The following is a 21606-nucleotide window of genomic DNA, read 5'->3' as shown; positions in this document are numbered from 1 at the left end:
CGTGGTGAAGGACGAGAAGAACGTGGCTGACGCGAACGCAGCGAAGCCGACCGGAGCAGACCCGGCGGGCAAGGCGGCCAAAGCGCCGAAGAGCGAGCAGACCCGCACCCTGATCCTGGAGACCGCGCTCCGGCTCTTCGAGGAGCGGGGGTACGACCGGACGACGATGCGGGCCATCGCCCAGGAGGCCGGCGTCTCCGTGGGGAACGCCTACTACTACTTCTCCTCCAAGGAACACCTGGTCCAGGGCTTCTACGACCGGATCGCCGCCGATCACGAGGCGGCGGTCCGGCCGGTCCTGGCCGACGAGACGGATCTCGCCCTGCGCATCCGGGGCGTACTGCTCCGCTGGCTGGACGTGGCCGAGCCGTACCACCGCTTCGCCGCGCAGTTCTTCAAGAACGCCGCCGACCCGGAGAGCCCGCTCTCCCCCTTCTCGGAGGAGTCCGTGGGCGCCCGCGAGGCGGTGATCTCCGTGCACGAGCGGTGCCTGACCGGGTCCAGCACCAAGTACGACGCGGAACTGGGCGGGATACTGCCGCAGTTGATGTGGCTCATGCAGATGGGCCTGGTGCTGTTCTGGGTCTACGACCGGTCCGAGGGCACCGGCCGCAGCCGCCGGCTCGTCGAGCGCACCGCGCCGATCGCGGCCCGGGCGATCGCGCTCTCCCGCTTCCGGGTGCTGCGGCCGCTCGTGCGGCAGGTCCACGAGGTCCTGGTTGAGTTCATGCCCGGGGCGCGCGGCGCCCAGGACGTCAGATCCAGCTGAGTTCCCACAGCCGCCAGATCCCGGTGCCGTCGGAGAGGTACTGGGACCCGGACACGGACTGCTTGCTGACGACGTAGTCCTTCTTCTGCCACAGCGGGACCAGCGGCACGTCCTCGCCGACCAGCTTCTGCATCTCCTTGAAGTCGTCCGACGTCCGGCCGCGGTCGCTGTACTGCTGGGTGGCCGCGATCAGGGCGTCCATCTTCTCGCTGCTGTAGCCGTTGTGGAGGGAGTTCTCGCTGCCGACCAGGGGCTGGCTGAAGGTGTCGGGGTCCGGGTAGTCGGGGAGCCATCCCAGGGTGTACGCGTCGTACTCACCCGCCGCGTAGCCCTTCTGGAAGGCCTGCCACTCGACGGCCTTCTCCTTGACCTCGAAGAGCCCGTCCTTCTCCAGCTGGCGTACCAGCTCGGCGGACTCCGCCTTGTTGGCGTCGTCGTCGCGGTGGGCGAAGGTGATGTGCACCGGCAGATCCACACCGGCCTCCTCCATCAGCTTCCTGGCCCGCTCCGGGTCCGACTCCGGGTAGGAGTCGAAGAAGGGGGTGCTGTGCCCGATGTAGCCCTGGGGGATCAGCGAGTACAGCGGTTCGACGGTGCTCCGGTAGGCCTTGGTGACCAGCGGCCCGCGGTCGACGATCCAGGCGATGGCCTGGCGGACCTTCTTGTCCGCGAGGGGCGCGCCGTCCCGGACGTTGAAGACGAGGTTGCGGATCTCGGCGCTGTCCGCCTCGGTGACGCGCTGGTCATCGGCGGCCGGGTCGAGCTCGGCGAGCTGCTCGGAGGGGAGCTGGCGGTGCGTGACATCGACGTCCCCGGCCGTCCAGGCCGCCTGGAGCGCCTCGGACCCCTCGAAGTAGCGGATGTCGACCGCGACACCCGTCTTCTTCAGCGCGCCCTTGTACGCCGGGTTGGGCACCAGCTCGGCCTGGACGCCGGACTCGAACGACTTCAGGGTGTACGGGCCCGAACCGTCGACCTGGCCGCCCGTGCGGAGCTTGTCCTTCGGGTACCGGGTGGGGTCGACGATGGACCCGGCGCCCGTGGCCAGCTTCTGCGGGAACGTCGCGTCCCTGGCCGAGAGGTTGAAGGTGATCGTGCGGCCCTCGGTCACGATGGTGTCGAGGCTGGGGAACAGCACCGAGGGCCCGGCGTCCGCCTTGATCCTCAGCATGCGCTCGAAGGAGTACTTGACGTCCTCGGCCGTGATCTTGCGGCCGTTGGAGAAGGTCAGGTCGTCCCGCAGCCTGCACTGGTACGTCTGGAGCTTCTGGCCGACGAAGTCACAGCTCTCGGCGGCGTCCGGTTCCGGCACGACCGCCCCGGACCTGAAGGTCATCAGGGACTGGTAGAGGTTGCTGTAGATCGCCCAGGAGCCGGCGTCGTACGCACCGGCCGGGTCGAGCGAGGTGACCTCGTCGGACGTTCCGACCGTGATCGGCGACGCGTTCACCTCGTCCGAGGGAAGCAGCTGCCAGGCGCCGACGCCTGCGATGACCAGTACCGCCAGAATCGCGAGAATCCGTAGACGGATGAACCGCATGTGCCGTGCTCCCTTGCCGACCCCACCCCGGCTCGCGTGCACAGAGAGGCACATCATCGCCGCATGATCGCCTTACCCAATCACACGATATTCACATATGGAAGGCCAGGAGGGGCACTCACAGGTTTGGGGCTCAGGCCTGCGGGGAAGCGAGTTCCACCACGGTGATGTCGGAGGGGGCGCCGACGCGCACGGGCGGGCCCCAGGCGCCCGCACCTCGCGAGACGTACAACTGCGTGTCGCCGTAGCGTTCGTATCCGGCGACGGTGGGGTTGGCGAGCTCCGCCAGGAGGTTCCCCGGCCAGAGCTGGCCCCCGTGCGTGTGGCCGGAGAGCTGGAGTCCGACGCCGTACTCGACGGCCTCGTCGATGACGACGGGCTGGTGCGCGAGGAGGACGGAGGCCCGGCTGCGGTCACGGTCGCCGAGCGCGCGGGCGAAGTCGGGGCCCTGGCCCTCGCTCTCGCCCGCCACGTCGTTGACTCCGGCGAGGTCGAAGCCGGCGATCTCGACGCGGGCGTTCTCCAGCGGGTGCAGACCCAGCTCGCGTACGTGGTCGACCCATTCGGCGGCGCCGGAGAAGTACTCGTGGTTGCCGGTCACGAAGTAGCTGCCGTGGCGGGCTTCGAGCCCGGCGAGCGGCTCGGCCGCGGGACCGAGATCGGCGACGGATCCGTCGACGAGGTCTCCGACGACGGCGACCAGGTCGGAGCCGGTGGCGTTGATCGCGTCGACGATCCGCCGGGTGTGGGCGCGGCCCAGGATGGGGCCGAGGTGGATGTCGCTGACCACGGCGATGCGGAAGCCGTGAGCGCTCCGCGGGAGCCCGGCGAGGGGGACGGTGATCCGCTTGGTGCGGGGGCCGCGCAGCACCCCGTAGGTGCCGTGGCCGACGGTGCCGAGCCCGGCGACGGCGGCCGCTCCGCCGACGGCGCGGGCGACGAAGAGCCTGCGCGAGGGGTCGGCGACGGACGGGGCGGGGGTCTCGGCGCGCGGCGCGAGGTCCGTACGGGTGCTGCCGCCGCCCGAGCCGGGCGCGGTGGCGGACGCCTGGTGAGGGCTCTCGGAGGCCGGAGCGGCGGCCTGGTCCGCGGGCCGGTCGGCGGTCACGGTGGCCTGGTCCGTGGTCCCGTCGCCGGCCGTCGCGGCCCGGCGGGCGAGCAGCCGGCGCAGCAGGGGCCGGACGGCCTCGCCCACCAGCAGGGCCAGCGTCAGATAGAGCAGTGCGGCCAGCCAGAGGTAGCCCGGCCAGGCGAGCACCTGCTGCACCGGGAAGGGGACCCCGGCGCGGCTGGAGACCAGGGCCCCGACGCTCAGCAGCGGCAGCACGAAGGCCGCGACGGTGCCCGCGCGGCGCGCGAGGCTGCCCTTCGCCGTCGTGTCACCGATCAGCCGGCGCCACACATACCGGTGTACGGCCGCGAGCAGCGCGAGAACCGCGACCGCCACCAGTACGAAGACCACAACCACGTACGCTCCCCCGCTGAAACGATCCTGTACTGACGGCGGCGGCCCACGCCCGGGCCGTCATCTGCCTTCGCGACGCAAAGCCCTGACGCCACGGAACCCGATGACCCCCACAGCCGTCCCCAGAAGAAACGAGGTGATGGCGAGCAGGAGATGGACCCAGAAGTACGCGGTCGGATCGCCCGCGTCGTCGAACGCGAGCCCGCTGCCGTCCTTCCAGAGATTCTTGACAAAGGTGACCCAGATGACCCAGCTCCACCCTCCGAAGACGAGCAGGAACCAGGAGACGGGGCGGCTGAGCTTCATGGAATCAGTATCGCCGCCGCGCTCCCGTCCGATCGCCCGGGGTGGGCTGTCCCGGCGGTATGCGCGGCGGGTCAGGCCATCCGGGTCCCGATCCTCAGCAACGCCATGTACGTTTCCGACCGTGCCTGCTCTGAAAAAGACCGTAATGACGGTCCTCTCTGCCGCGTTGCTGTCCGTATGTGTCGTCAGTCCCGCCGGGGCGGCCGACAAGGACAAGACCGACGACAAACAGCCGAAGCCGACCGGTCCGATGTCGACCGTGGGCGGCAAGCGGCTGGGCGAGGTGGGCACCCAGGTCGATCTGGGCCCAGGCGCCCCGGTCCTGCCGAAGGGCCTCACCGCACGCTCGTGGATCGTCGCGGACGCGGAGAGCGGGGAGGTGCTCGCGTCGCACAATTCGCACTGGCGGCTGCCGCCCGCCTCCACCCTGAAGATGCTCTTCGCCGACACGGTCCTGCCCGCCCTGCAGCCGAAGTCCCTCACCCATCTGGTGACCGAGGACGAACTCGCCGGCATCGGTGAGGGAAGCAGCCTGGTGGGCGTCAAGGAGGACCAGTCCTACACGGTCCACGACCTGTGGCTCGGCGTCTTCCTGCGCTCCGGCAACGACGCGGTGCACGTGCTCTCCGAGATGTACGGCGGCGTGCCGGCGACGGTCGCCGCGATGCAGCGGCACGCCGAGGAGCTCCAGGCCCTGGACACCACGGTCGTCTCGCCCGACGGATACGACGCCCCGCACCAGGTCTCCAGTGCGTACGACCTGACGCTGTTCGCCCGGAGCGGCATGCAGAAGGCGGACTTCCGCGAGTACGCCGCGACGGCGACGGCGGAGTTCCCCGGCGGGCAGAAGAAGGGCAAGAAGCGGGAGAGCTTCGAGATCCAGAACACCAACCGGCTGATCACCGGTGACATCGGGGTGGAGCCGTACAAGGGCATCGCGGGTGTCAAGAACGGCTACACCACCCACGCGGGCAACACCTTCACAGGGATCGCCGAGCGCGACGGGAAGGTGCTGCTGGTGACGGTGATGAACCCGTCGTCCGAGGAGAGCCACGCCGTCTACAAGGAGGCCGCCGGGCTGCTCGACTGGGGCTTCTCCGCCGACGGCAAGGTGACCCCGGTCGGCGAGCTGGTGCCGCCGAAGTCCGCCGTGGTCTCGAAGGGCTCGGAACCCGCGGGCACGGGCAAGGGCGCCGCGAAGGAGAAGCAGCCGTCCACGACGGCCCACGCGGCCGCCGCCGGCTCCAACGGGGTCTGGACCGCACTGTCGGTCGCCGGCGGAGTCCTGGTGGCCCTGGCGGCCGCGGTGTTCCTGGTCAACCGGCGCTGGCCGCTGCCCGACCTGGTGCGTCGCCTCCCCCGTCGCTGACCTCCGCGCCCTCCCCCTCCGCCGTGCCGTCCTTGCTCGGCGTCGCCGTCCAGGCGGCACAGACCAGCAGCAGCTTCGCACTGAAGTTGATCCACAGGAGGAGGGCGATCGGCACGCCGAAGGCGCCGTACATGCTCTTCGAGGCGACATCCCTCATGTAGCTGCCGAGCAGCAGCTTGAGGAGTTCGAAGCCGACCGCGCCGACCAGCCCCGCCACGATCAGCCGCCGGCGCGGCGGCTCCACCCCGGGCAGCAGGGTCAGCAGGTAGAGCAGGATCAGGAAGTCGGCGAGGACGGCCACGACCACGGCGGCCGCCTGGAGCAGCACCCCGCCCACGCCGTCCTCGGGGATGCCCAGGCGGTCGGCGGTCCAGCCGATGGCCGTGGACGCGACGGTGGAGACCGCGAGGGTCGCCAGGGCCGCTCCACCGAGACCGAGCAGCAGACCGGCGTCCTTGAGCTTGCGGACGACCGGGTTCCCCTCGTCCACGTCGTCCTTCTCCCACACGGCGCGCAGGCAGTCCCGCATCGAGCCGACCCAGCCGATGCCGGTGAAGAGCAGCAGCACACCGGCGACGACCCCGACCGTGCCCGCATGGGCCACGAGGTTGTCGATGCCGAGCTGGTCGGAGATGCCGGGCACCTGCTCGGCGAGCTTGTCCTCGATCTTGTCGAGCTGCTGGGGGGAGAGCAGCGCGGCGCCGACGGCGGCACCGACGGCGATCAGCGGGAAGAGCGCCAGGAAGCTGAGGAAGGTGATCGCCGCGGCGAGCCTGGCCCAGTGGACCCGTTCCAGCGTCTCGTAGGAGCGCCAGGCGTGCGTCTCCATCAGCCGCGCGATGAACGGCCCGATGACGGGGAGTTTTCTCAGCCAGTCCATGCACTACGCGTACCCTCCCGGGCACGGAAAACCGGCGCCCCGGGCCGCCCAGATCACCAATCACCCATTTCGGTGAGCGCTGTAACAAATCCCTCAAACGGGTTTTCTTGGGCGATACGGTCACGATCACGTCCGTCGTCACCCCGCTAGGAGTTACCCCGTGAAGGACGCCTTCGGTGCCCCACGTTCCCTGCTCGTCCTCGGCGGCACCTCGGAGATCGGGCTGGCCACCGCGCGGCGGCTGATCGCCCGCCGCACCCGGACCGTCCAGCTGGCCGGACGGCCCTCCCCCGCCCTGGAACGTGCTGCGGCCGAGCTGCGCCAGCTGGGAGCCGACGTCCGTACCGTCGCGTTCGACGCGCTCGACTCCGCCTCCCACGAGGAGGTGCTCGGGAAGCTCTTCACCGACGGGGACATCGACATGGTGCTGCTGGCCTTCGGGGTCCTGGGCGACCAGGCGCGCGACGAGGAGGAGCCCCTGGCCGCGGTCCGGGTGGCGCAGACCAACTACACGGGAGCGGTCTCCGCGGGTCTGGTGTGCGCCGGCGCACTCCAGGCGCAGGGTCATGGGTCGCTGGTGGTGCTCTCCTCGGTGGCCGGCGAGCGCGCCAGGCGGGCGGACTTCATCTACGGCTCCAGCAAGGCGGGCCTGGACGCCTTCGCACAGGGGCTCGGCGACGCGCTGCACGGGACGGGGGTGCACGTGATGGTCGTACGCCCCGGCTTCGTACGGTCGCGGATGACCGCCGGGCGCGAGGAGGCACCGCTCGCCACGACCCCGGGCGCGGTCGCGGACGCGATCGTGACAGGGCTGCGGCGGCGCTCGGAGACGGTGTGGGTCCCCGGGGCGCTCCGGGTGGTGATGTCGGCCCTGCGGCATGTGCCGCGTCCGCTGTTCCGGCGGCTTCCGGTGCGGTAGGGCGGCACCGCGGGTCAGGCCGGGCTCAGGGGTGCAGGGACGGCTGGTCCATGGAGCTGCCGCCCTGGGCCGGCACGGCGGGTGCGGCGCCGCCGCCTCCGAAGGGGAACTCGTTGATCTTGCGCCACACGCCGTCCGCGCCCTGCTCGTAGAGCGCGAAGGAACCACAGGTCCAGGCCGCCTCGTAAGAGGAGAGCTCCTCGTACGCCCGGTCCATGGCCTCCTCCGCGATACCGTGCGCCACGGTCACATGCGGGTGGTACGGGAACTGCAGCTCGCGCACCAGGGGCCCGGACGCCTCCCGGACCCGCTTCTGGAGCCAGGAGCAGGCCGAGGCGCCCTCGACCACCTGGACGAAGACGACGGGCGAGAGCGGGCGGAAGGTGCCGGTGCCCGACAGGCGCATCGGGAAGGGGCGGCCGGCCGTGGCGATCTGGGAGAGGTGGGTCTCGATCGCCGGCAGGTCGGCCGCCTCGGCCTCGGTCGGCGGAAGAAGGGTGACGTGGGTGGGGATGCCGTACGCGGCAGGGTCCCCGAAGCTCGCGCGCCGCTCCTGGAGCAGGCTGCCGTAAGGCTCCGGGACCGCGATCGAAACGCCAAGCGTTACGGTCCCCACATCGTTCTCCTCAATCCTCGAAGGTCGTTCTTCGGTCGTGCCGACGCCAGTGTGGCCCCTTCGGCCGTGGTCCCGCCAGGGCCCTTGGACTCAGTGCTTCGCAGGCAGAAGGCCCATCCGGTCATAGGTCTGCGCCAGCGTCTCGGCGGCGACGGTCCTGGCCTTCTCGGCCCCCTTTGCCAGCAGGGCGTCCAGGGTCTCCGGGTCGTCCAGGTACTCCTGGGTCCGGGTCCGGAACGGGGTGACGAACTCCACCATGACCTCGGCGAGGTCGGTCTTGAGCGCGCCGTACCCCTTGCCCTCGTACTTCTGTTCCAGGTCCGTGACGGCGGTGCCGGTGAGGGTGGAGTAGATGCTCAGGAGGTTGCTGATCCCGGGCTTCTTCTCCGTGTCGTACCGGATCACCGTGTCCGTGTCGGTCACCGCGCTCTTGACCTTCTTGGCGGTGACCTTCGGGTCGTCGAGGAGGTTGATCAGGCCCTTCGGCGTGGACGCCGACTTGCTCATCTTGATCGACGGGTCCTGGAGATCGAAGATCTTCGCCGTCTCCTTCAGGATGTACGGCGCCGGGATCGTGAACGTCTCGCCGAAGCGGCCGTTGAACCGCTCGGCGAGGTCCCGGGTGAGCTCGATGTGCTGGCGCTGGTCCTCGCCGACCGGGACCTGGTTCGCCTGGTAGAGCAGGATGTCGGCGACCTGGAGGACCGGGTAGGTGAAGAGGCCCACGGTCGCCCGGTCGGCACCCTGCTTGGCGGACTTGTCCTTGAACTGCGTCATGCGGGACGCCTCGCCGAAGCCGGTGAGGCAGTTCATGATCCAGCCGAGCTGGGCGTGTTCGGGGACATGGCTCTGGACGAAGAGCGTGCACCGCTCCGGATCGAGCCCGGCCGCCAGCAACTGGGCGGCGGCGAGCCGGGTGTTGGCCCGGAGCTCCTTCGGGTCCTGCGGCACGGTGATCGCGTGCAGGTCCACCACCATGTAGAAGGCGTCGTAGGACTCCTGCAGCGCCACCCACTGGCGGACCGCACCGAGATAGTTGCCGAGGTGGAACGAGCCTGCGGTGGGCTGGATTCCGGAAAGCACGCGGGGTCGATCAGAGGCCATGGAGCCATTGTCTCAGGTGTCGAACCGATCTCCGGCAACCGGTGTAGGAAAGATGTGAGGACGCGGGAAGCGGCTCGGCCGGGGGGCCACCGCGGCGGCGGGGCCTCGGCGATCACCCGTGCGCGGGCCGGGGCGCCGCGGTGAATGAGACGAGAAACACGGTCCGCCCGGCAGGGTGGGAGCGGTCCCCGCGAGGCGCGCCGCACGCGGAAGGTTTCCAGGTCCTGAATCCGACCGACGATACAAAGTGGGCACCACCCCCGCCCCCGCCGCACGACGAACGGAGATCCCGTGTCGACCACGGAAACCGCCATCGCCTCCGCCGAGGCGCACAGCGCGCACAACTATCACCCGTTGCCCGTCGTCGTCGCCTCGGCGGACGGCGCCTGGATGACCGATGTCGAGGGGCGCCGTTACCTGGACATGCTCGCCGGCTACTCGGCGCTCAACTTCGGACACGGCAACAGGCGCCTGATCGACGCGGCCAAGGCGCAGCTCGAACGCGTGACACTGACCTCCCGCGCCTTCTACCACGACCGGTTCGCCGAGTTCTGCACGCAGCTCGCCGAGCTCTGCGGCATGGAGATGGTCCTCCCCATGAACACCGGGGCCGAGGCTGTGGAGACGGCCGTGAAGACGGCCCGCAAGTGGGGCTACCGCGTCAAGGGCGTCCCGGACGGCATGGCGAAGATCATCGTCGCCGCCGACAACTTCCACGGCAGGACGACCACGATCGTCAGCTTCTCCACGGACCACGAGGCGCGGGCCGACTTCGGGCCGTACACCCCGGGGTTCGAGATCGTGCCGTACGGGGATCTCACCGCGCTCTCCGGAGCGATGACGGAGAACACCGTCGCGGTGCTGATGGAGCCGATCCAGGGCGAGGCCGGGGTGCTGGTCCCGCCGCCGGGCTATCTGGCCGGGGTGCGGGAGATGACCCGGGAGCGGAACGTGCTGTTCATCGCGGACGAGATCCAGTCGGGTCTGGGCCGCACGGGCCGGACCTTCGCGTGTGAGCACGAGGGCGTCGTCCCCGACATGTACGTGCTGGGCAAGGCGCTGGGCGGTGGCGTCGTGCCCGTCTCGGCCGTCGTGTCGTCCTCCGCGGTCCTCGGCGTGTACAGGCCGGGCGAGCACGGATCCACCTTCGGCGGGAATCCGCTGGCCTGCGCGGTGGCCCTGGAGGTGGTCGCGATGCTGCGCACCGGTGAGTTCCAGCAGCGGGCGGCGGAGCTGGGTGACCATCTCCACCACGAGCTGGGGCTGCTGGCCGGCGGCGGCGCTGTGGAGGCCGTGCGGGGCCGGGGCCTGTGGGCGGGGGTCGACGTCTCCCCGGCTCTCGGGACGGGCCGGGAGATCTCGGAGAAGCTGATGGACCGCGGGGTGCTGGTCAAGGACACCCACGGCTCCACGATCCGGATCGCCCCGCCCCTGGTGATCAGCAAGGAGGACCTGGACTGGGGCCTGGAACAGCTCCGCGGCGTACTGGCCGGCTGAGAACCCGGCCCGGCGGGGCCCCGGGGCCCCGGGTCTGCGGGGCGCCCGGGGCTGCGGGGCGCCCGCGCCCGGTCAGAGGATGACGTGGGGCAGGAAACGCGCGTACTCGTCCGTGACCAGCCCCGCCGATTCCCTGATGCCGAGCCCGGCGGCCTCGTCCTCGACCACCCAGGCGCCGAGCACCACCCGGTTGCCCGCGAAGTCGGGCAGGGGGGCCAGCTCCTGGTAGCAGCAGGGCTCGTCGCGCAGGACCGGGGCGCTGCCCGGTTCGTGGACGGTGACCCCGGCGCCCTCACGGCCGAGCAGCGGCTTGGCGACGTAACCCGCCCCGTCCGGCCCGGCCAGCTCACGGGGCCCGTCGAGGTAGGCGGGGAGGAGGTTGGAGTGGCCCGGGTACAGCTCCCAGAGGATGGGCAGCAGCGCCTTGTTGGAGAGGAGCATCTTCCAGGCGGGTTCGATCCAGCAGGTGGTGCCGGTGCCTCCGCCGTTGTCCAGGGTCTCCAGCACATGCGGTCCGAAGCGGTCGGTCGCCAGCCATTCCCACGGGTACAGCTTGAAGCAGCTGCGGATGAAGCGGAGCCGCTCGTCGACGAAGCGGCGGGACAGCCGGTCCCAGCCGATCCGCTCGACGGAGAGCGCCCGGGTCTCGATCCCGGCCTGCTCGGCGGTCTCCCGGAGATACGCCACCGTCATCAGGTCCTCGCCCAGCTCGTCGCCGTCGGAGTGGGCGAAGTGCAGGGGGCCGGGCGGCAGCAGCGGGGCCTGCCGCTTCCAGGCGTCGACGAGGCGCTCGTGCAGGGAGTTCCACTGGTCGGCGCCGGGGAAGCGGTCCTCCATCCAGAACCACTGGGGGCTGGCGGCCTCCACCAGCGAGGTGGGGGTGTCGGCGTTGTACTCCAGCATCTTGGCCGGGCCGGTCCCGTCGTACCGCAGGTCGAACCTGCCGTATAGGGAGGGAAGTTCGGCGCGGCGCCGCCAGGACTCGGCGATCAGGCCCGCCAGCCGGGCGTCCGTGATGCCGAGATCGGCGAAGCGGTCGTGCTCGACGATGTGCGCGGCGGCGGCCAGACACATCGTGTGGAGCTCCTCCACGACCTCCTCCAGCGCCTCGACCTCGGGCAGGGAGAAGACGTAATAGGCGCTCTCGTCCCAGTAGGGGCGCAGGGAGCCGTCCGGGTAGCGGGTCAGGGGGTAGATCAACCCCTGCTCCTCGACGGTCTCCTGCCAGCCGGGGCGCGGTTCCGTGGTGCGGCGTTCCATGAGGGTCTCAGCCGCCGCTGGAGCCGGAGGAGCCGAATCCGTCGCGCTCGACCGCGGACTTGTCGAAACTGCCGCCGGAGACCCGGTTGTTGTGGCTGCTGCCGCCGTAGTAGTACTTCCCGCTGCCGTTGCCGTCCTCGCACTCGTATTCCGGCAGGATCTCCTGGGTGACCCGGTCGACGCACCGCTCGTCCGGTTCCGAGCCGCACGCGGTGAGCGTCGCCGCGAGTACTCCCATGCCGCCGAGCACGACGGTGCTCGACCTCAGCTTGCGCCTGTCCATGTTCTGTTCTCCCCCGTCGTACCCACGGGCCGGTGTACGCCCACCCGCCAACTCCCAGTCAGATTAGATGCAGGACTGCCCCGACTGAAACCCGGTGCCGCCCACTGCCCGGCGTCCTGCCTACGGCAGCACCCGGCAGAGCGCGTCCAGCGCACCCGCCCAGCCGCTCTCCGACGGCGTGCCGTAACCGATGACCAGCCCGTCGCGGCCGGGGGCCGCGTCCTGGTGCCGGAAGCGCGAGAGCCGCTCCAGCGCGAGCCCCTGCCAGGCGGCCGCCTGGACGACCGACTGCTCGGTCCCCTCGGGGAGTTCGAGCACGGCGTGCAGCCCTGCCGCGATGCCGCTCACCTCGAAGTCCGGCGCCCGCTCGGCGAGGGCCTCGACGAGCTGGTCGCGCCGGCGCCGGTAGCGCAGCCTCATCGCCCGCACGTGCCGGTCGTACGCTCCCGAGGCGATGAGCTCCGCGAGGGTCAGCTGGTCCGGCGCCGCGGACATCCAGTCGAAGCCGCCCTTCGCGTCGCACACCTCGTCCACCAGCCCCTCCGGCAGCACCATCCAGGCCAGCCGCAGCCCGGGCGCCAGGGACTTGCTGGCCGTCCCCATGTAGACCACCCGTTCCGGGTCGAGCCCCTGGAGGGCGCCCACCGGCTGGCGGTCGTAGCGGAACTCGCCGTCGTAGTCGTCCTCCAGGATCAGACCACCCGAGGACCGCGCCCAGTCGACCGCCGCGGCCCGGCGGTCGGGGTGGAGCGGGACACCCGTGGGGAACTGGTGGGCCGGGGTCAGCAGCACCGCGCCCACGCCCGTTGTCCCTCCCAGCTCCCCTGTCCTGGCCCCGAGCGCGTCCACCGGGAGGCAGGGGGTGCGCAGTCCGGCGTCGGCCAGGAGGTTCCAGTGGATGTCCAGCCCGTACGACTCGACGGCCGTCGCCCGTACCTTGTGGCGTCGCAGCACCTTCCCCATCAGCGTGAGCCCGTGGACGAATCCGGAGCAGATCACGATGCGCTCCGGGTCCGCGTACACCCCGCGGGCCCGTGCCAGATAGTCCGCCAGCACGCTCCGCAGCTCGAATCGGCCCTGCGGGTCGTCGTACCCGAAGGCCGCGTCGGGGGCGGCGGTGAGGGCCCGCCTGGCGGCCTTGAGCCACTCGGCGCGGGGGAACGCCGAGAGGTCGGGCGACCCCGGCATCAGGTTGTGGACGGGGCGTCGGCGCACCCGCCGGCCGGCGGCCCCCCGGGCGGCAGGCCCGGGCGCGTCGGCCCGCTGCGCGACCCTGGTACCCGAACCCTGCCGCGCGGTGAGCCAGCCCTCGGCCACGAGCTCGGCGTAGGCGTCGGCGACGGTGTTGCGGGCGATCCCGAGGTCCGCGGCAAGCGTCCGGGACGAGGGCAGCCGCGTGCCAGGCGCCAGCCGTCCGGTGCGCACGGCCTCACGCAGCGCGTTCATCAGCCCGCTGCGCAGGCCCGTGCCGACCGGTTCGATATGCAGGTCGGCGCCGAAAGCGGCCCAGGAATCTGTCATGGAAATGGACCATACCGGTGCGCCATCCGACCGTTAGCTTCGAATCATGACGACGCACACGCAGCACCACACGCCCACCGACAACGCCCCCGAGCACCCCGCCCGTATGCAGTGGGCCCAGCTCGCCCCGGACGTCTACAAGGCCATGGTCCGGCTGGACGCCGCGTCCCGTCAGGGACTGGACCCGACACTGCTCGAACTGGTGAAGGTCCGCGCCTCGCAGCTCAACCACTGCGCCCTCTGCCTGGACATGCACTCGAAGGACGCCCTCGCGGCGGGCGAGTCCGTCGAGCGGCTCATCCAGCTCAGCGCCTGGGAGGAGTCGCAGCACTTCTACACGGAGAAGGAGCTTGCGGCGATCCAGCTGACGGAGGCGGTGACGGTCCTGACCGACGGTTTCGTGCCGGACGAGGTCTACGCGAAGGCCGCGAAGCAGTTCGAGGAGGCCGAGCTCGCCCAGCTGATCGCCGCGATCACGGTGATCAACGCCTGGAACCGGTTCGGTGTGACCTGCCGGATGGCCCCGGGGCACTACACGCCCGGCGACATCAAGCACTGAGCCGAAGCCGCCGAGCCCCCGTACGCACCTCCCGCCCCGGAGCCCTGATGAACGAGCCCGTGTCCGTCTTCCGCGCCCTGCACCACGGCCGCCCTCCCGGCGACCCGCTGGTCCTGCCCGGCCCGTGGGACGCCGCGAGCGCCCGTGTGTTCGAGGAGGCCGGTTTTCCCGCCCTGGCCACCCCGAGCGCGGGTGTCGCCGCCTCCCTCGGTCACGCCGACGGGGAGACGCCCGCGGACGAGATGTTCGCGGCGGTGGCGCGGATCGCCCGAGCGGTGTCCGTTCCCGTCTCGGCGGACGTCGAGGCCGGTTACGGTCTGGCCCCGGACGAGCTCGTCGACCGCCTCCTGGAGGCCGGGGTGGTCGGCTGCAACCTGGAGGACTCGGTGGACGGCGTCCTCGTCGACCCGCGACGGCAGGCCGACCGGCTCGCCGAGGTGCGGGCGGCGGCGGGCGGGCGCCTCTTCGTCAACGCCCGCATCGATACGTACGTCCACGGGGACCCGGCCGCCACGGACGTGGCGGCGGACACGGTGGCCCGCGCGCGGCTCTACGCCGACGCCGGTGCCGACTGCGTCTACCCGATCATGGCCCCGCCGGACACCCTGCCCGCTCTGGCCGCGGCGGTTCCGGTCCCGCTCAACGCGCTCGGCGCACCCGACGGCCCGGCCGCCACCCGCCGGCTCGGCGAGCTCGGCGCGGCACGGATCACCTTCGGGCCGCAGCTGCAGCGCAGGGCAGCGGAGGCCGTGCGGGACCTGGCCGGGCGGCTGCTCGGCGACTGAGCAGACGTACGAGGGCGCCCCCGCAGCAGCTGCTGCGGGGGCGCCCTCGTACGACCTCGGGGCCGGCCGGTGGCCGGGCTCCGGTCAGATCAGGCCGAGCTCGCGGACCGCGTCGCGCTCCTCGGAGAGCTCCTGCACCGACGCGTCGATGCGCGCACGGGAGAACTCGTTGATGTCCAGGCCCTGGACGATCTCGTACTTCCCGTCCTTCGTGGTGACCGGGAAGGAGGAGATGATGCCCTCCGGAACGCCGTAGGAGCCGTCCGACGGGATACCCATCGAGGTCCAGTCGCCCTCGGCGGTGCCGTTGACCCAGGTGTGCACGTGGTCGATGGCGGCGTTGGCGGCCGAGGCGGCCGAGGACGCGCCACGGGCCTCGATGATCGCGGCGCCGCGCTTGGCGACGGTCGGGATGAAGGTGTCGGCCAGCCAGGCCTCGTCGTTGACGACCTCGGCGGCGTTCTTGCCGGCGATCTCCGCGTGGAAGATGTCCGGGTACTGGGTCGCCGAGTGGTTGCCCCAGATCGTCAGCCGCTTGATGTCGGAGACGGCGGCACCGGTCTTGGCGGCCAGCTGCGAGATCGCGCGGTTGTGGTCCAGGCGGGTCATCGCGGTGAAGCGCTCGGCCGGTACGTCCGGGGCCGCGGCCTGCGCGATGAGGGCGTTGGTGTTGGCCGGGTTGCCGACGACGAGGACCTTGATGTCGTCCGCGGCGTTGTCGTTGATGGCCTTGCCCTGCGGCTTGAAGATGCCGCCGTTGGCGGCCAGCAGGTCGCCGCGCTCCATGCCCTTCGTGCGCGGGCGGGCGCCGACCAGGAGGGCGACGTTGGCACCGGCGAAGCCGACGTTGGCGTCGTCCGTGATCTCGATGCCGCGCAGCAGCGGGAAGGCGCAGTCGTCGAGCTCCATGGCGGTGCCCTCGGCGGCCTTCAGGCCCTGCGGGATCTCGAGGAGGCGCAGGTTGACCGGCACATCCGGGCCGAGCAGGTGGCCGGAGGCGATGCGGAAGAGCAGCGCGTAGCCGATCTGGCCGGCTGCGCCGGTCACGGTGACATTCACGGGAGTGCGGGTCATGGCGGTCTCCGTTAGACAGCTGGCGGTAGGGGTCCCTGCCCCTGGTGCTGGATACCCCTGAATCTTGACGTGAAGAGATATCCAGCGGTCAGGCTATCCGACCCTCGCCGCAGGAGCCGCCCGGCCCCCTGTGGGACCGCGCACAGTCGGTCACACAGCGCAGCGGCTCCCCCGCCTCACTCCGGCGTGGTGCAGCCGGTCATCCCGGAGGCGAGGGTCGCGCAGGCCTTGGCGTCGGAGGCCTTCTTCACGGCGACCATCGGGGTGTACGCCTCGGCATCGGCGTCCACCGTGCCGTCCCGCTCCGACGGACCGGCGGTGATCTTCACGGTGTCCCCCGGGGACGCCTGTGTGATGCGGGCCCACGCGGCGCCGCAGGTCTCGCTGTAGCGGACCTCGACGAGGCCGCCGCCGACGGTCTTTCTGGCCACCGTGGAGGCGAACCGGCCGCCGCAGCCCATGGCTTCCGGGTCCTGGCCGGTGCAGTCGGCACCGCTGCACCCGACCCCGGCGGGCAGCTGGGGCGCGCTGGTGCCCGGTTCGGCGGACGGTGCCGCGGCGGCCGCCCCGGCGTCGTCGTCGCCCCCCAGATCGGTGAGCAGCACGGCCCCGGCTATCAGCAGGAGCGCGCCCACGAGCCCCGCCAGGAAGAGCGGCAGCCTGCGCCGGCCGCTCCCCTGCCGCTCTCCGGGAGCGCCCACCGGGCGGTGTCCGCCGCCGGTGGAGTCCGGCACCGCCCCCGGCCGGGGCTGCCGCGGGTTCCGCGGAACCGTGCCGCGCCGGACGGACCCGGACGGCGGACGGCCGCTGTCGTGCCCTCCTTCTCCCGGCCCCGCGGTGGTGGAGACTCCCGCACCGCCGCCGGCCGCACGCCCGCCCGCCACGGGAGCCGCGGCAACACCCGCTTCGCCGAGCGCCGCACGCGCCTGGGAGACCCTGATGGCCTCCATCGTCATGTCGTGGCGCATCTCGGAGCGGCTCCAGGCCCGCTCGGCCGGCTCCCACATGGTCGTCAGATGGTGCTGCTGAACACCCGTCACCTCGGCGAGCGCGACGACCGCCCCCTTGGGTGCGAGCAGTCTGCCGTTGAGATAGCGCTCCCACGACGTCCTGCTGTAGCCCGTGCGGTCGGCGACCGCGGCCAGGCTCAGACCGCTGCGGTCCACCAAGCCGCGCAGCCGGCCCGCGAACTTCCGTACCTGCGGATCGAGTTCTTCCGGTAACGCCTTCCAACGAGGCATTGCTTCCCCCAGCCGATTCCCCCGGACGTTCCCCGGCGCCCCCGATACCTTCCCCCTGCCGCCGGAAGGTATGGCCCTGCGCTCCGGGCCACCCACGAGAATGCACGGATCCAGGATGCGGTTCCGGACAAAGGGGCGCACGGGGGCATTCGGTATGAGCGCGGGCTCCGTTGTGCGCCGTAGCGCCCCCCGCGCATGGTTCCCGTCGTTGCGTGACGATCACACGATGGCGGAATGGTCACTTCCGTGCCACAGGCGCCGGGCATCCCTTGAACCCGGCACCTCATGTCCATGACGCTTGACCCAGGACAGGGCAAGGCCGCTCAAGTCACCGCATTCCGGTGCTTCTTGCACCGGAACCCTGTCCGGTGTCCGTCCCTTCTCGGGGGAGGGGACGGACACCCCTCAGCGAATCGTGAAGTGGACGACGTCCTGCAGGAACGGGACCCGCAGCCACGGGCCGGGCTGCTCCATCAGCGCGAGCAGCACGATCAGCGCGCCCATCAGGCCGTACGTGACCAGGTCGGTGAACCGGGAACGTACGGCGAGCATGCCGACCGAGGGGACGGTCCAGCGGAGCACCGCTCCCGCGAGCAGGGCGACGCCCATCACCATGGCGCCGACCCTGAACGCCTCGGCGAAGGGGTCGATCGCCACGATCAGCAGCCCGATCCCCGCGGTGCAGAGCACCGTGAGCAGCGGCCACTGCCGGGCGGGAGCGGGGGCGTCCCCCGGTGCTGCCCGGCCGCCGCCCTCGGGAAGCGCGGTGTCCCGGGTCAGCGAGAAGCGAGGCGAGGGCTCCCAGGTCGAACCGCTCTCCCCGGCTGCCACTTCCCCGGAGGCCCCGTCCGCGTCAGCGGTGCCGGGTGCGGTGCCGGGCGCCCCCTCTTTCCCGGGGGCACCGGCCTCGCCCTGTGCTGCCTCTCCCGGGGCCCCGGTCTCCCCGGGCACCTGGACCTTCTCGGACACCCGGGCCTCCTCGGCCGTGTCTGCCTCCTCGGCCGGCCCGTCCGCGTGCGTACCGCCCGCCGGACTCGTACCAGCGCCCATGACGTTCCTTCCGGTCCGGGTCAGCCGGCGGATGCGGCGGAGGCGTCGGCGGCGCCGCGCTCGGCCGCCTCGACCACGTTGACGAGCAGCTGGGCCCTGGTCATGGGGCCGACACCGCCCGGGTTCGGGGCGACCCAGGCGGCCACCTCCGCCACTCCGGGGTGGACGTCGCCGACGATCTTGCCGTTCTCGTCCCGGCTGACGCCGACGTCCAGCACGGCCGCGCCGGGCTTCACGTCCTCGGGCTTGATCAGGTGGGGCACACCGGCGGCCGCGACGATGATGTCGGCCTTCCTGAGGTGCGCCGAGAGGTCACGGGTGCCGGTGTGGCACTGGGTGACGGTCGCGTTCTCGGACTTGCGCGTCAGCAGCAGCGGGAGGGGGCGGCCGATGGTGACACCCCGGCCGACGACGACCACATGGGCGCCGTTGATCTCCACGCCGTGGCGGCGGAGCAGGGTGACGACGCCCTGCGGGGTGCAGGGCAGCGGGCCGCTCTCGTTCAGCACGAGCTTGCCCAGGCTCATCGGGTGGAGGCCGTCCGCGTCCTTGGCCGGGTCCATCAGCTCCAGGATGCGGTTGGTGTCGATCCCCTTGGGGAGGGGAAGCTGCACGATGTAGCCCGTGCAGTCCGGGTCGGCGTTGAGCTCCCGTACGACCTCCTCGATCTCCTCCTGGGTGGCGGTGTCGGGGAGTTCGCGCTGGATGGAGCCCATGCCGACCTGGGCGCAGTCACGGTGTTTGCCGTTCACGTACCAACGGCTGCCCGGGTCGTCGCCGACGAGCAGGGTTCCCAGGCCGGGTGTGATGCCCTGTGCCTTGAGGGCCGCCACGCGGACGGTCAGATCGGACTTGATCGCAGCTGCGGTGGCCTTGCCATCGAGAATCTGGGCAGTCATGGCACCCATCCTCGCGGATGACCCCGCCCCCGTACCAATCCTGGCTTGCCACGTGGACGCAAGATTGCACTTGCACAACACATTCGGCGATCAGCTGGACAAAAGGTGGATGTCACGACGACGATAAGGCCCGCATCATCGCGGGCAGTGTCGGGGGGACTCACCGTTAAGATCGCGCAGCTTTCCTCCGTCAGGACCGCGTCGTCCCCACGTCACAACGGAGGAAACTCGCCATGAGCTTCGGCGACCCCAACAACCCCTACGGCCAGCAGCAGGGTGGCCAGCAGCCAGGCGGGCAGCAGCCGGGCTACGGCTACCCGCAGCAGGCCCCGCAGGGCGTCCCGCAGCAGGGTTACGGCTACCCGCAGGCGCCGCCCGTCCAGGGCGGCTACGGCTCCCCCGGCGGGCCCACCGAGATGCCCGGCGGGGTGAAGGCCGCGCGCGTCATGCTCTACGTGATCGCCGGCCTCCAGGTCATCGGGACGATCTTCGTCGCCCTCGCCGCCGTGGCCGTGAACGCCGCCAAGGACGACCCGACGCTGCAGGAGGACGTCCAGTTCCAGGAGCTGGCCGACTACTCGGGCAGCGCGCTGTGGGGCATCGCCGTCTTCGCCGTGCTGTGGGGAGTCCTCGCGGTCGTCTTCGCCGCCAAGTTCGGCAAGGGGGGCAACGGGATCCGCATCGCGACCATCGTCTTCGGTGTGATCACCGCGATCCTCGGCATCTACCCGTTCATCGTGATGGGCCTCGTCCACACGATCCTCGCGATCCTGGTCGTCGTCTTCGTGGCGAAGTCCGACGGCGGCGCCTGGTTCAACCGCCAGCGGCAGCAGCAGTACTGACGCCGCCGGGCACAGGTCCGCGTGAAGGCCGCAGCACCCGCTCACCGGCGGGTATGCGGCCTTCAGCCGTTCCGGGGCGCCGGCGTGGTCCGCTCCATGACGACGAAGGAGCCCGCCTCGCGGGTGACCCGGTAGCGCGCCTCGGGGTGCAGTTGCTGGGCGTACTCCACCGGGTCGTCGATCGGCCGCGACCAGCCGAAGTCCAGATTGATCGCGACGACGTCGGGTGCGGTGCCGGGGGCCCCGCCGACCCAGTAGACCGTGCGGTCCCCGGTCAGGTGCGCCATCAGCGTGATGTCCGTCTCCACCCGTGCGCCCACGGGTATCGCCTCCAGCGCCTCCTCGGCGGCGTGGGTGCGGGCATCGGCGCGGTACGTCTCCGGGCGCAGCAGGTCGCGGAGCGGAAGGTGCTGGGTGAGGGCGACGGCGATCGCCACCGCGACGGGGACGGCGACGTTCGCGTAGGAGACGAGCCAGGGCCGCTCCGAGCCCCGGCTGCGCCGGATGCCGTCGGCCATGGCGAGGAAGACCACCGGCATCAGGATCGCGCTGTAGTGCCAGACCATGCCCCAGTGGTTCGAGTCCTGGGAGAGCAGACGCCAGCCGAGCGTGGGCAGGACGAGCAGGACCAGCGGTGAGCGGAGCGCCATGAAGGCGGTGATGCCGACGAGGAAGACCAGCATCTCCAGCTTGACGGAGGAGTCGAGCGCACCGAGTACGGAGTCGAGCAGGGAGACCTCCTGCCCGCCGTTCTCCTCGATCTTCTTCCAGTAGTCGTACGTCCCCGCACTGCTGGCTGCCGGGATGAGCACCAGCACGGTCAGCGCGAACGCCAACACGCCGAAGGCCGCCAGCAGGAACCCCTGGAGCCGCCGCCCGTACAGGGCCAGGAGCAGGCCGACGACGGCGACGGTGATCCCGAGGTCCTCCTTGACCAGGACCAGCGGCAGCGACCACAGCACGACGGCCCGCCGGCGCTCCATGAGCAGGGCGCGGCAGACCAGGGCCAGCAGCGGGACGGCGAACGCGATCTCGTGGAAGTCGGCCTTCACCGCTTCCTGGAGCCCCCAGGACAGCCCGTAGGCGACGGTGACGCAGAGGCCCGAGCGGCCGCCGAGGATCTGCTGGACGGTGCGCCCGACGATGACCGCGGAGCCGGCGAAGAGCGCGGCCTGGGCGAACAGCAGGGCGACGGCGGACGGCCAGATCCAGTAGAGCGGGACGAGAAGCGCCACCACGGGGCTGAAGTGGTCGCCGAGTATCAGATAGCCCGGGCCCTTGATGTCGACGACCGGCGCGTCGAGACCGGCGTACGCGCGCACCTCCTGCTCGAAGATGCCCAGGTCCCAGGAGGGCGACTGGAAGTGGCTGTATCGCAGGTACGCGTAGAGGAAGTAGAGCGCGCAGAGGACCACGGCGGCGACGAGGTACGGGCGCAGCGGCGCCGGGTGCGTACCGACGGCCGGCTCCGGGGTCTGCTCTCCGGGCGTCTCGGTCTCGCTCTGGTTCAGGTCAAGCACGGTGCCCCCGCAACGGAATCCCTTACTGGTCACTGCTTGTCGCGCCGGTCCCGCCCCGACAAGGCCATTCATTAGAACAGAGGGACGACTGGTCTCCGCACGCCAGG

The 21606-nt window shown here is 71.1% G+C and carries 21 protein-coding genes; 7 read left to right on the top strand and 14 right to left on the bottom strand.

Annotated features, from left to right (window positions below; all coding sequences use genetic code 11):
- The first annotated feature begins 1 nt into the window (after window position 1).
- Window positions 2-769 carry a TetR/AcrR family transcriptional regulator gene (locus tag ACIQM3_RS02940; RefSeq protein WP_401617898.1) on the top strand — a complete coding sequence of 256 codons (768 nt, stop codon included), beginning with the start codon at window positions 2-4 and terminating at the stop codon, window positions 767-769.
- On the opposite strand, the gene ACIQM3_RS02935 is transcribed toward ACIQM3_RS02940, so the two are convergent.
- From ACIQM3_RS02935 to ACIQM3_RS02925, 3 genes are all read right to left on the bottom strand, one after another.
- Complete coding sequence (locus ACIQM3_RS02935) at window positions 756-2309, bottom strand: ABC transporter substrate-binding protein (protein ID WP_401617896.1); 1554 nt, start codon at window positions 2307-2309, stop codon at window positions 756-758. The genes ACIQM3_RS02940 and ACIQM3_RS02935 overlap by 14 nt on opposite strands.
- 133 nt (window positions 2310-2442) lie before the next feature.
- Window positions 2443-3771, bottom strand: coding sequence for a metallophosphoesterase (locus ACIQM3_RS02930; RefSeq protein ID WP_401619954.1), 1329 nt, complete (start codon window positions 3769-3771; stop codon window positions 2443-2445).
- A 63-nt stretch (window positions 3772-3834) separates the two neighbouring features.
- A complete protein-coding gene (locus tag ACIQM3_RS02925) occupies window positions 3835-4080 on the bottom strand; it encodes an SCO4848 family membrane protein (protein WP_401617893.1) in 246 nt (81 codons plus the stop codon).
- Window positions 4081-4201: 121 nt separating this feature from the next.
- Between ACIQM3_RS02925 and ACIQM3_RS02920 the strand changes: the two genes are divergently transcribed.
- On the top strand, window positions 4202-5449 hold the full coding sequence (locus ACIQM3_RS02920) for a D-alanyl-D-alanine carboxypeptidase family protein (RefSeq protein ID WP_401617890.1): 1248 nt from the start codon (window positions 4202-4204) through the stop codon (window positions 5447-5449).
- On the opposite strand, the gene ACIQM3_RS02915 is transcribed toward ACIQM3_RS02920, so the two are convergent.
- Window positions 5397-6329 carry a YihY/virulence factor BrkB family protein gene (locus tag ACIQM3_RS02915; protein ID WP_401617887.1) on the bottom strand — a complete coding sequence of 311 codons (933 nt, stop codon included), beginning with the start codon at window positions 6327-6329 and terminating at the stop codon, window positions 5397-5399. The genes ACIQM3_RS02920 and ACIQM3_RS02915 overlap by 53 nt on opposite strands.
- Window positions 6330-6489: 160 nt before the next feature.
- Between ACIQM3_RS02915 and ACIQM3_RS02910 the strand changes: the two genes are divergently transcribed.
- Window positions 6490-7248 (top strand): decaprenylphospho-beta-D-erythro-pentofuranosid-2-ulose 2-reductase, encoded by a 759-nt coding sequence (locus ACIQM3_RS02910; protein ID WP_401617884.1) that lies wholly within the window; start codon window positions 6490-6492, stop codon window positions 7246-7248.
- Window positions 7249-7273: 25 nt separating this feature from the next.
- On the opposite strand, the gene ACIQM3_RS02905 is transcribed toward ACIQM3_RS02910, so the two are convergent.
- Entirely contained in the window at window positions 7274-7864 is a 591-nt protein-coding gene (locus ACIQM3_RS02905) for a 2'-5' RNA ligase family protein (RefSeq protein WP_393762283.1), read from the bottom strand.
- Between the two features lie 90 nt (window positions 7865-7954).
- The gene (gene trpS / locus ACIQM3_RS02900) at window positions 7955-8968 is read right to left on the bottom strand and encodes a tryptophan--tRNA ligase (RefSeq protein WP_401617882.1); all 1014 of its coding nucleotides are present in this window, start codon (window positions 8966-8968) and stop codon (window positions 7955-7957) included.
- Between the two features lie 291 nt (window positions 8969-9259).
- On the opposite strand from trpS, the gene rocD reads away from it, so the two are divergent.
- The gene (gene rocD, locus ACIQM3_RS02895) at window positions 9260-10465 is read left to right on the top strand and encodes an ornithine--oxo-acid transaminase (RefSeq protein WP_401617879.1); all 1206 of its coding nucleotides are present in this window, start codon (window positions 9260-9262) and stop codon (window positions 10463-10465) included.
- Window positions 10466-10537: 72 nt separating this feature from the next.
- On the opposite strand, the gene ACIQM3_RS02890 is transcribed toward rocD, so the two are convergent.
- From ACIQM3_RS02890 to ACIQM3_RS02880, 3 genes are all read right to left on the bottom strand, one after another.
- Window positions 10538-11725 carry a glutathionylspermidine synthase family protein gene (locus ACIQM3_RS02890; protein WP_401617876.1) on the bottom strand — a complete coding sequence of 396 codons (1188 nt, stop codon included), beginning with the start codon at window positions 11723-11725 and terminating at the stop codon, window positions 10538-10540.
- A gap of 7 nt (window positions 11726-11732) precedes the next feature.
- Window positions 11733-12008: a hypothetical protein gene (locus tag ACIQM3_RS02885; RefSeq protein WP_401617873.1), complete on the bottom strand. Its 276-nt coding sequence runs from the start codon at window positions 12006-12008 to the stop codon at window positions 11733-11735.
- 120 nt (window positions 12009-12128) lie between these two features.
- Window positions 12129-13529 (bottom strand): PLP-dependent aminotransferase family protein, encoded by a 1401-nt coding sequence (locus tag ACIQM3_RS02880; protein ID WP_401617871.1) that lies wholly within the window; start codon window positions 13527-13529, stop codon window positions 12129-12131.
- 46 nt (window positions 13530-13575) lie between these two features.
- On the opposite strand from ACIQM3_RS02880, the gene ACIQM3_RS02875 reads away from it, so the two are divergent.
- A complete protein-coding gene (locus ACIQM3_RS02875) occupies window positions 13576-14088 on the top strand; it encodes a carboxymuconolactone decarboxylase family protein (protein ID WP_401617868.1) in 513 nt (170 codons plus the stop codon).
- A 47-nt stretch (window positions 14089-14135) separates the two neighbouring features.
- Complete coding sequence (locus ACIQM3_RS02870) at window positions 14136-14873, top strand: isocitrate lyase/phosphoenolpyruvate mutase family protein (RefSeq protein ID WP_401617865.1); 738 nt, start codon at window positions 14136-14138, stop codon at window positions 14871-14873.
- Between the two features lie 84 nt (window positions 14874-14957).
- On the opposite strand, the gene ACIQM3_RS02865 is transcribed toward ACIQM3_RS02870, so the two are convergent.
- The 4 genes from ACIQM3_RS02865 to ACIQM3_RS02850 form a co-directional block, all read right to left on the bottom strand.
- Complete coding sequence (locus ACIQM3_RS02865; protein WP_401617862.1) at window positions 14958-15947, bottom strand: malate dehydrogenase; 990 nt, start codon at window positions 15945-15947, stop codon at window positions 14958-14960.
- A gap of 176 nt (window positions 15948-16123) precedes the next feature.
- Window positions 16124-17188 carry an XRE family transcriptional regulator gene (locus ACIQM3_RS02860; RefSeq protein WP_401617859.1) on the bottom strand — a complete coding sequence of 355 codons (1065 nt, stop codon included), beginning with the start codon at window positions 17186-17188 and terminating at the stop codon, window positions 16124-16126.
- Between the two features lie 405 nt (window positions 17189-17593).
- A complete protein-coding gene (locus tag ACIQM3_RS02855) occupies window positions 17594-18238 on the bottom strand; it encodes a DUF3017 domain-containing protein (protein ID WP_401617857.1) in 645 nt (214 codons plus the stop codon).
- Window positions 18239-18258: 20 nt separating this feature from the next.
- Window positions 18259-19137, bottom strand: a complete 879-nt coding sequence (locus ACIQM3_RS02850; protein ID WP_401617855.1) for a bifunctional methylenetetrahydrofolate dehydrogenase/methenyltetrahydrofolate cyclohydrolase — start codon at window positions 19135-19137, stop codon at window positions 18259-18261.
- 233 nt (window positions 19138-19370) lie between these two features.
- On the opposite strand from ACIQM3_RS02850, the gene ACIQM3_RS02845 reads away from it, so the two are divergent.
- Window positions 19371-19979: a hypothetical protein gene (locus ACIQM3_RS02845; protein WP_401617852.1), complete on the top strand. Its 609-nt coding sequence runs from the start codon at window positions 19371-19373 to the stop codon at window positions 19977-19979.
- Window positions 19980-20041: 62 nt separating this feature from the next.
- Here ACIQM3_RS02845 and ACIQM3_RS02840 read toward each other — a convergent pair whose 3' ends face one another.
- A complete protein-coding gene (locus ACIQM3_RS02840) occupies window positions 20042-21499 on the bottom strand; it encodes a DUF2079 domain-containing protein (RefSeq protein ID WP_401617849.1) in 1458 nt (485 codons plus the stop codon).
- Between the last annotated feature and the right edge of the window lie 107 nt (window positions 21500-21606).

Origin of the sequence: Streptomyces sp. NPDC091271, from assembly GCF_044757505.1 — a bacterium.
In the GTDB taxonomy this organism is placed as follows: Bacteria; Actinomycetota; Actinomycetes; order Streptomycetales; family Streptomycetaceae; genus Streptomyces.
This window is presented reverse-complemented; position numbering and strand designations above follow the sequence as displayed.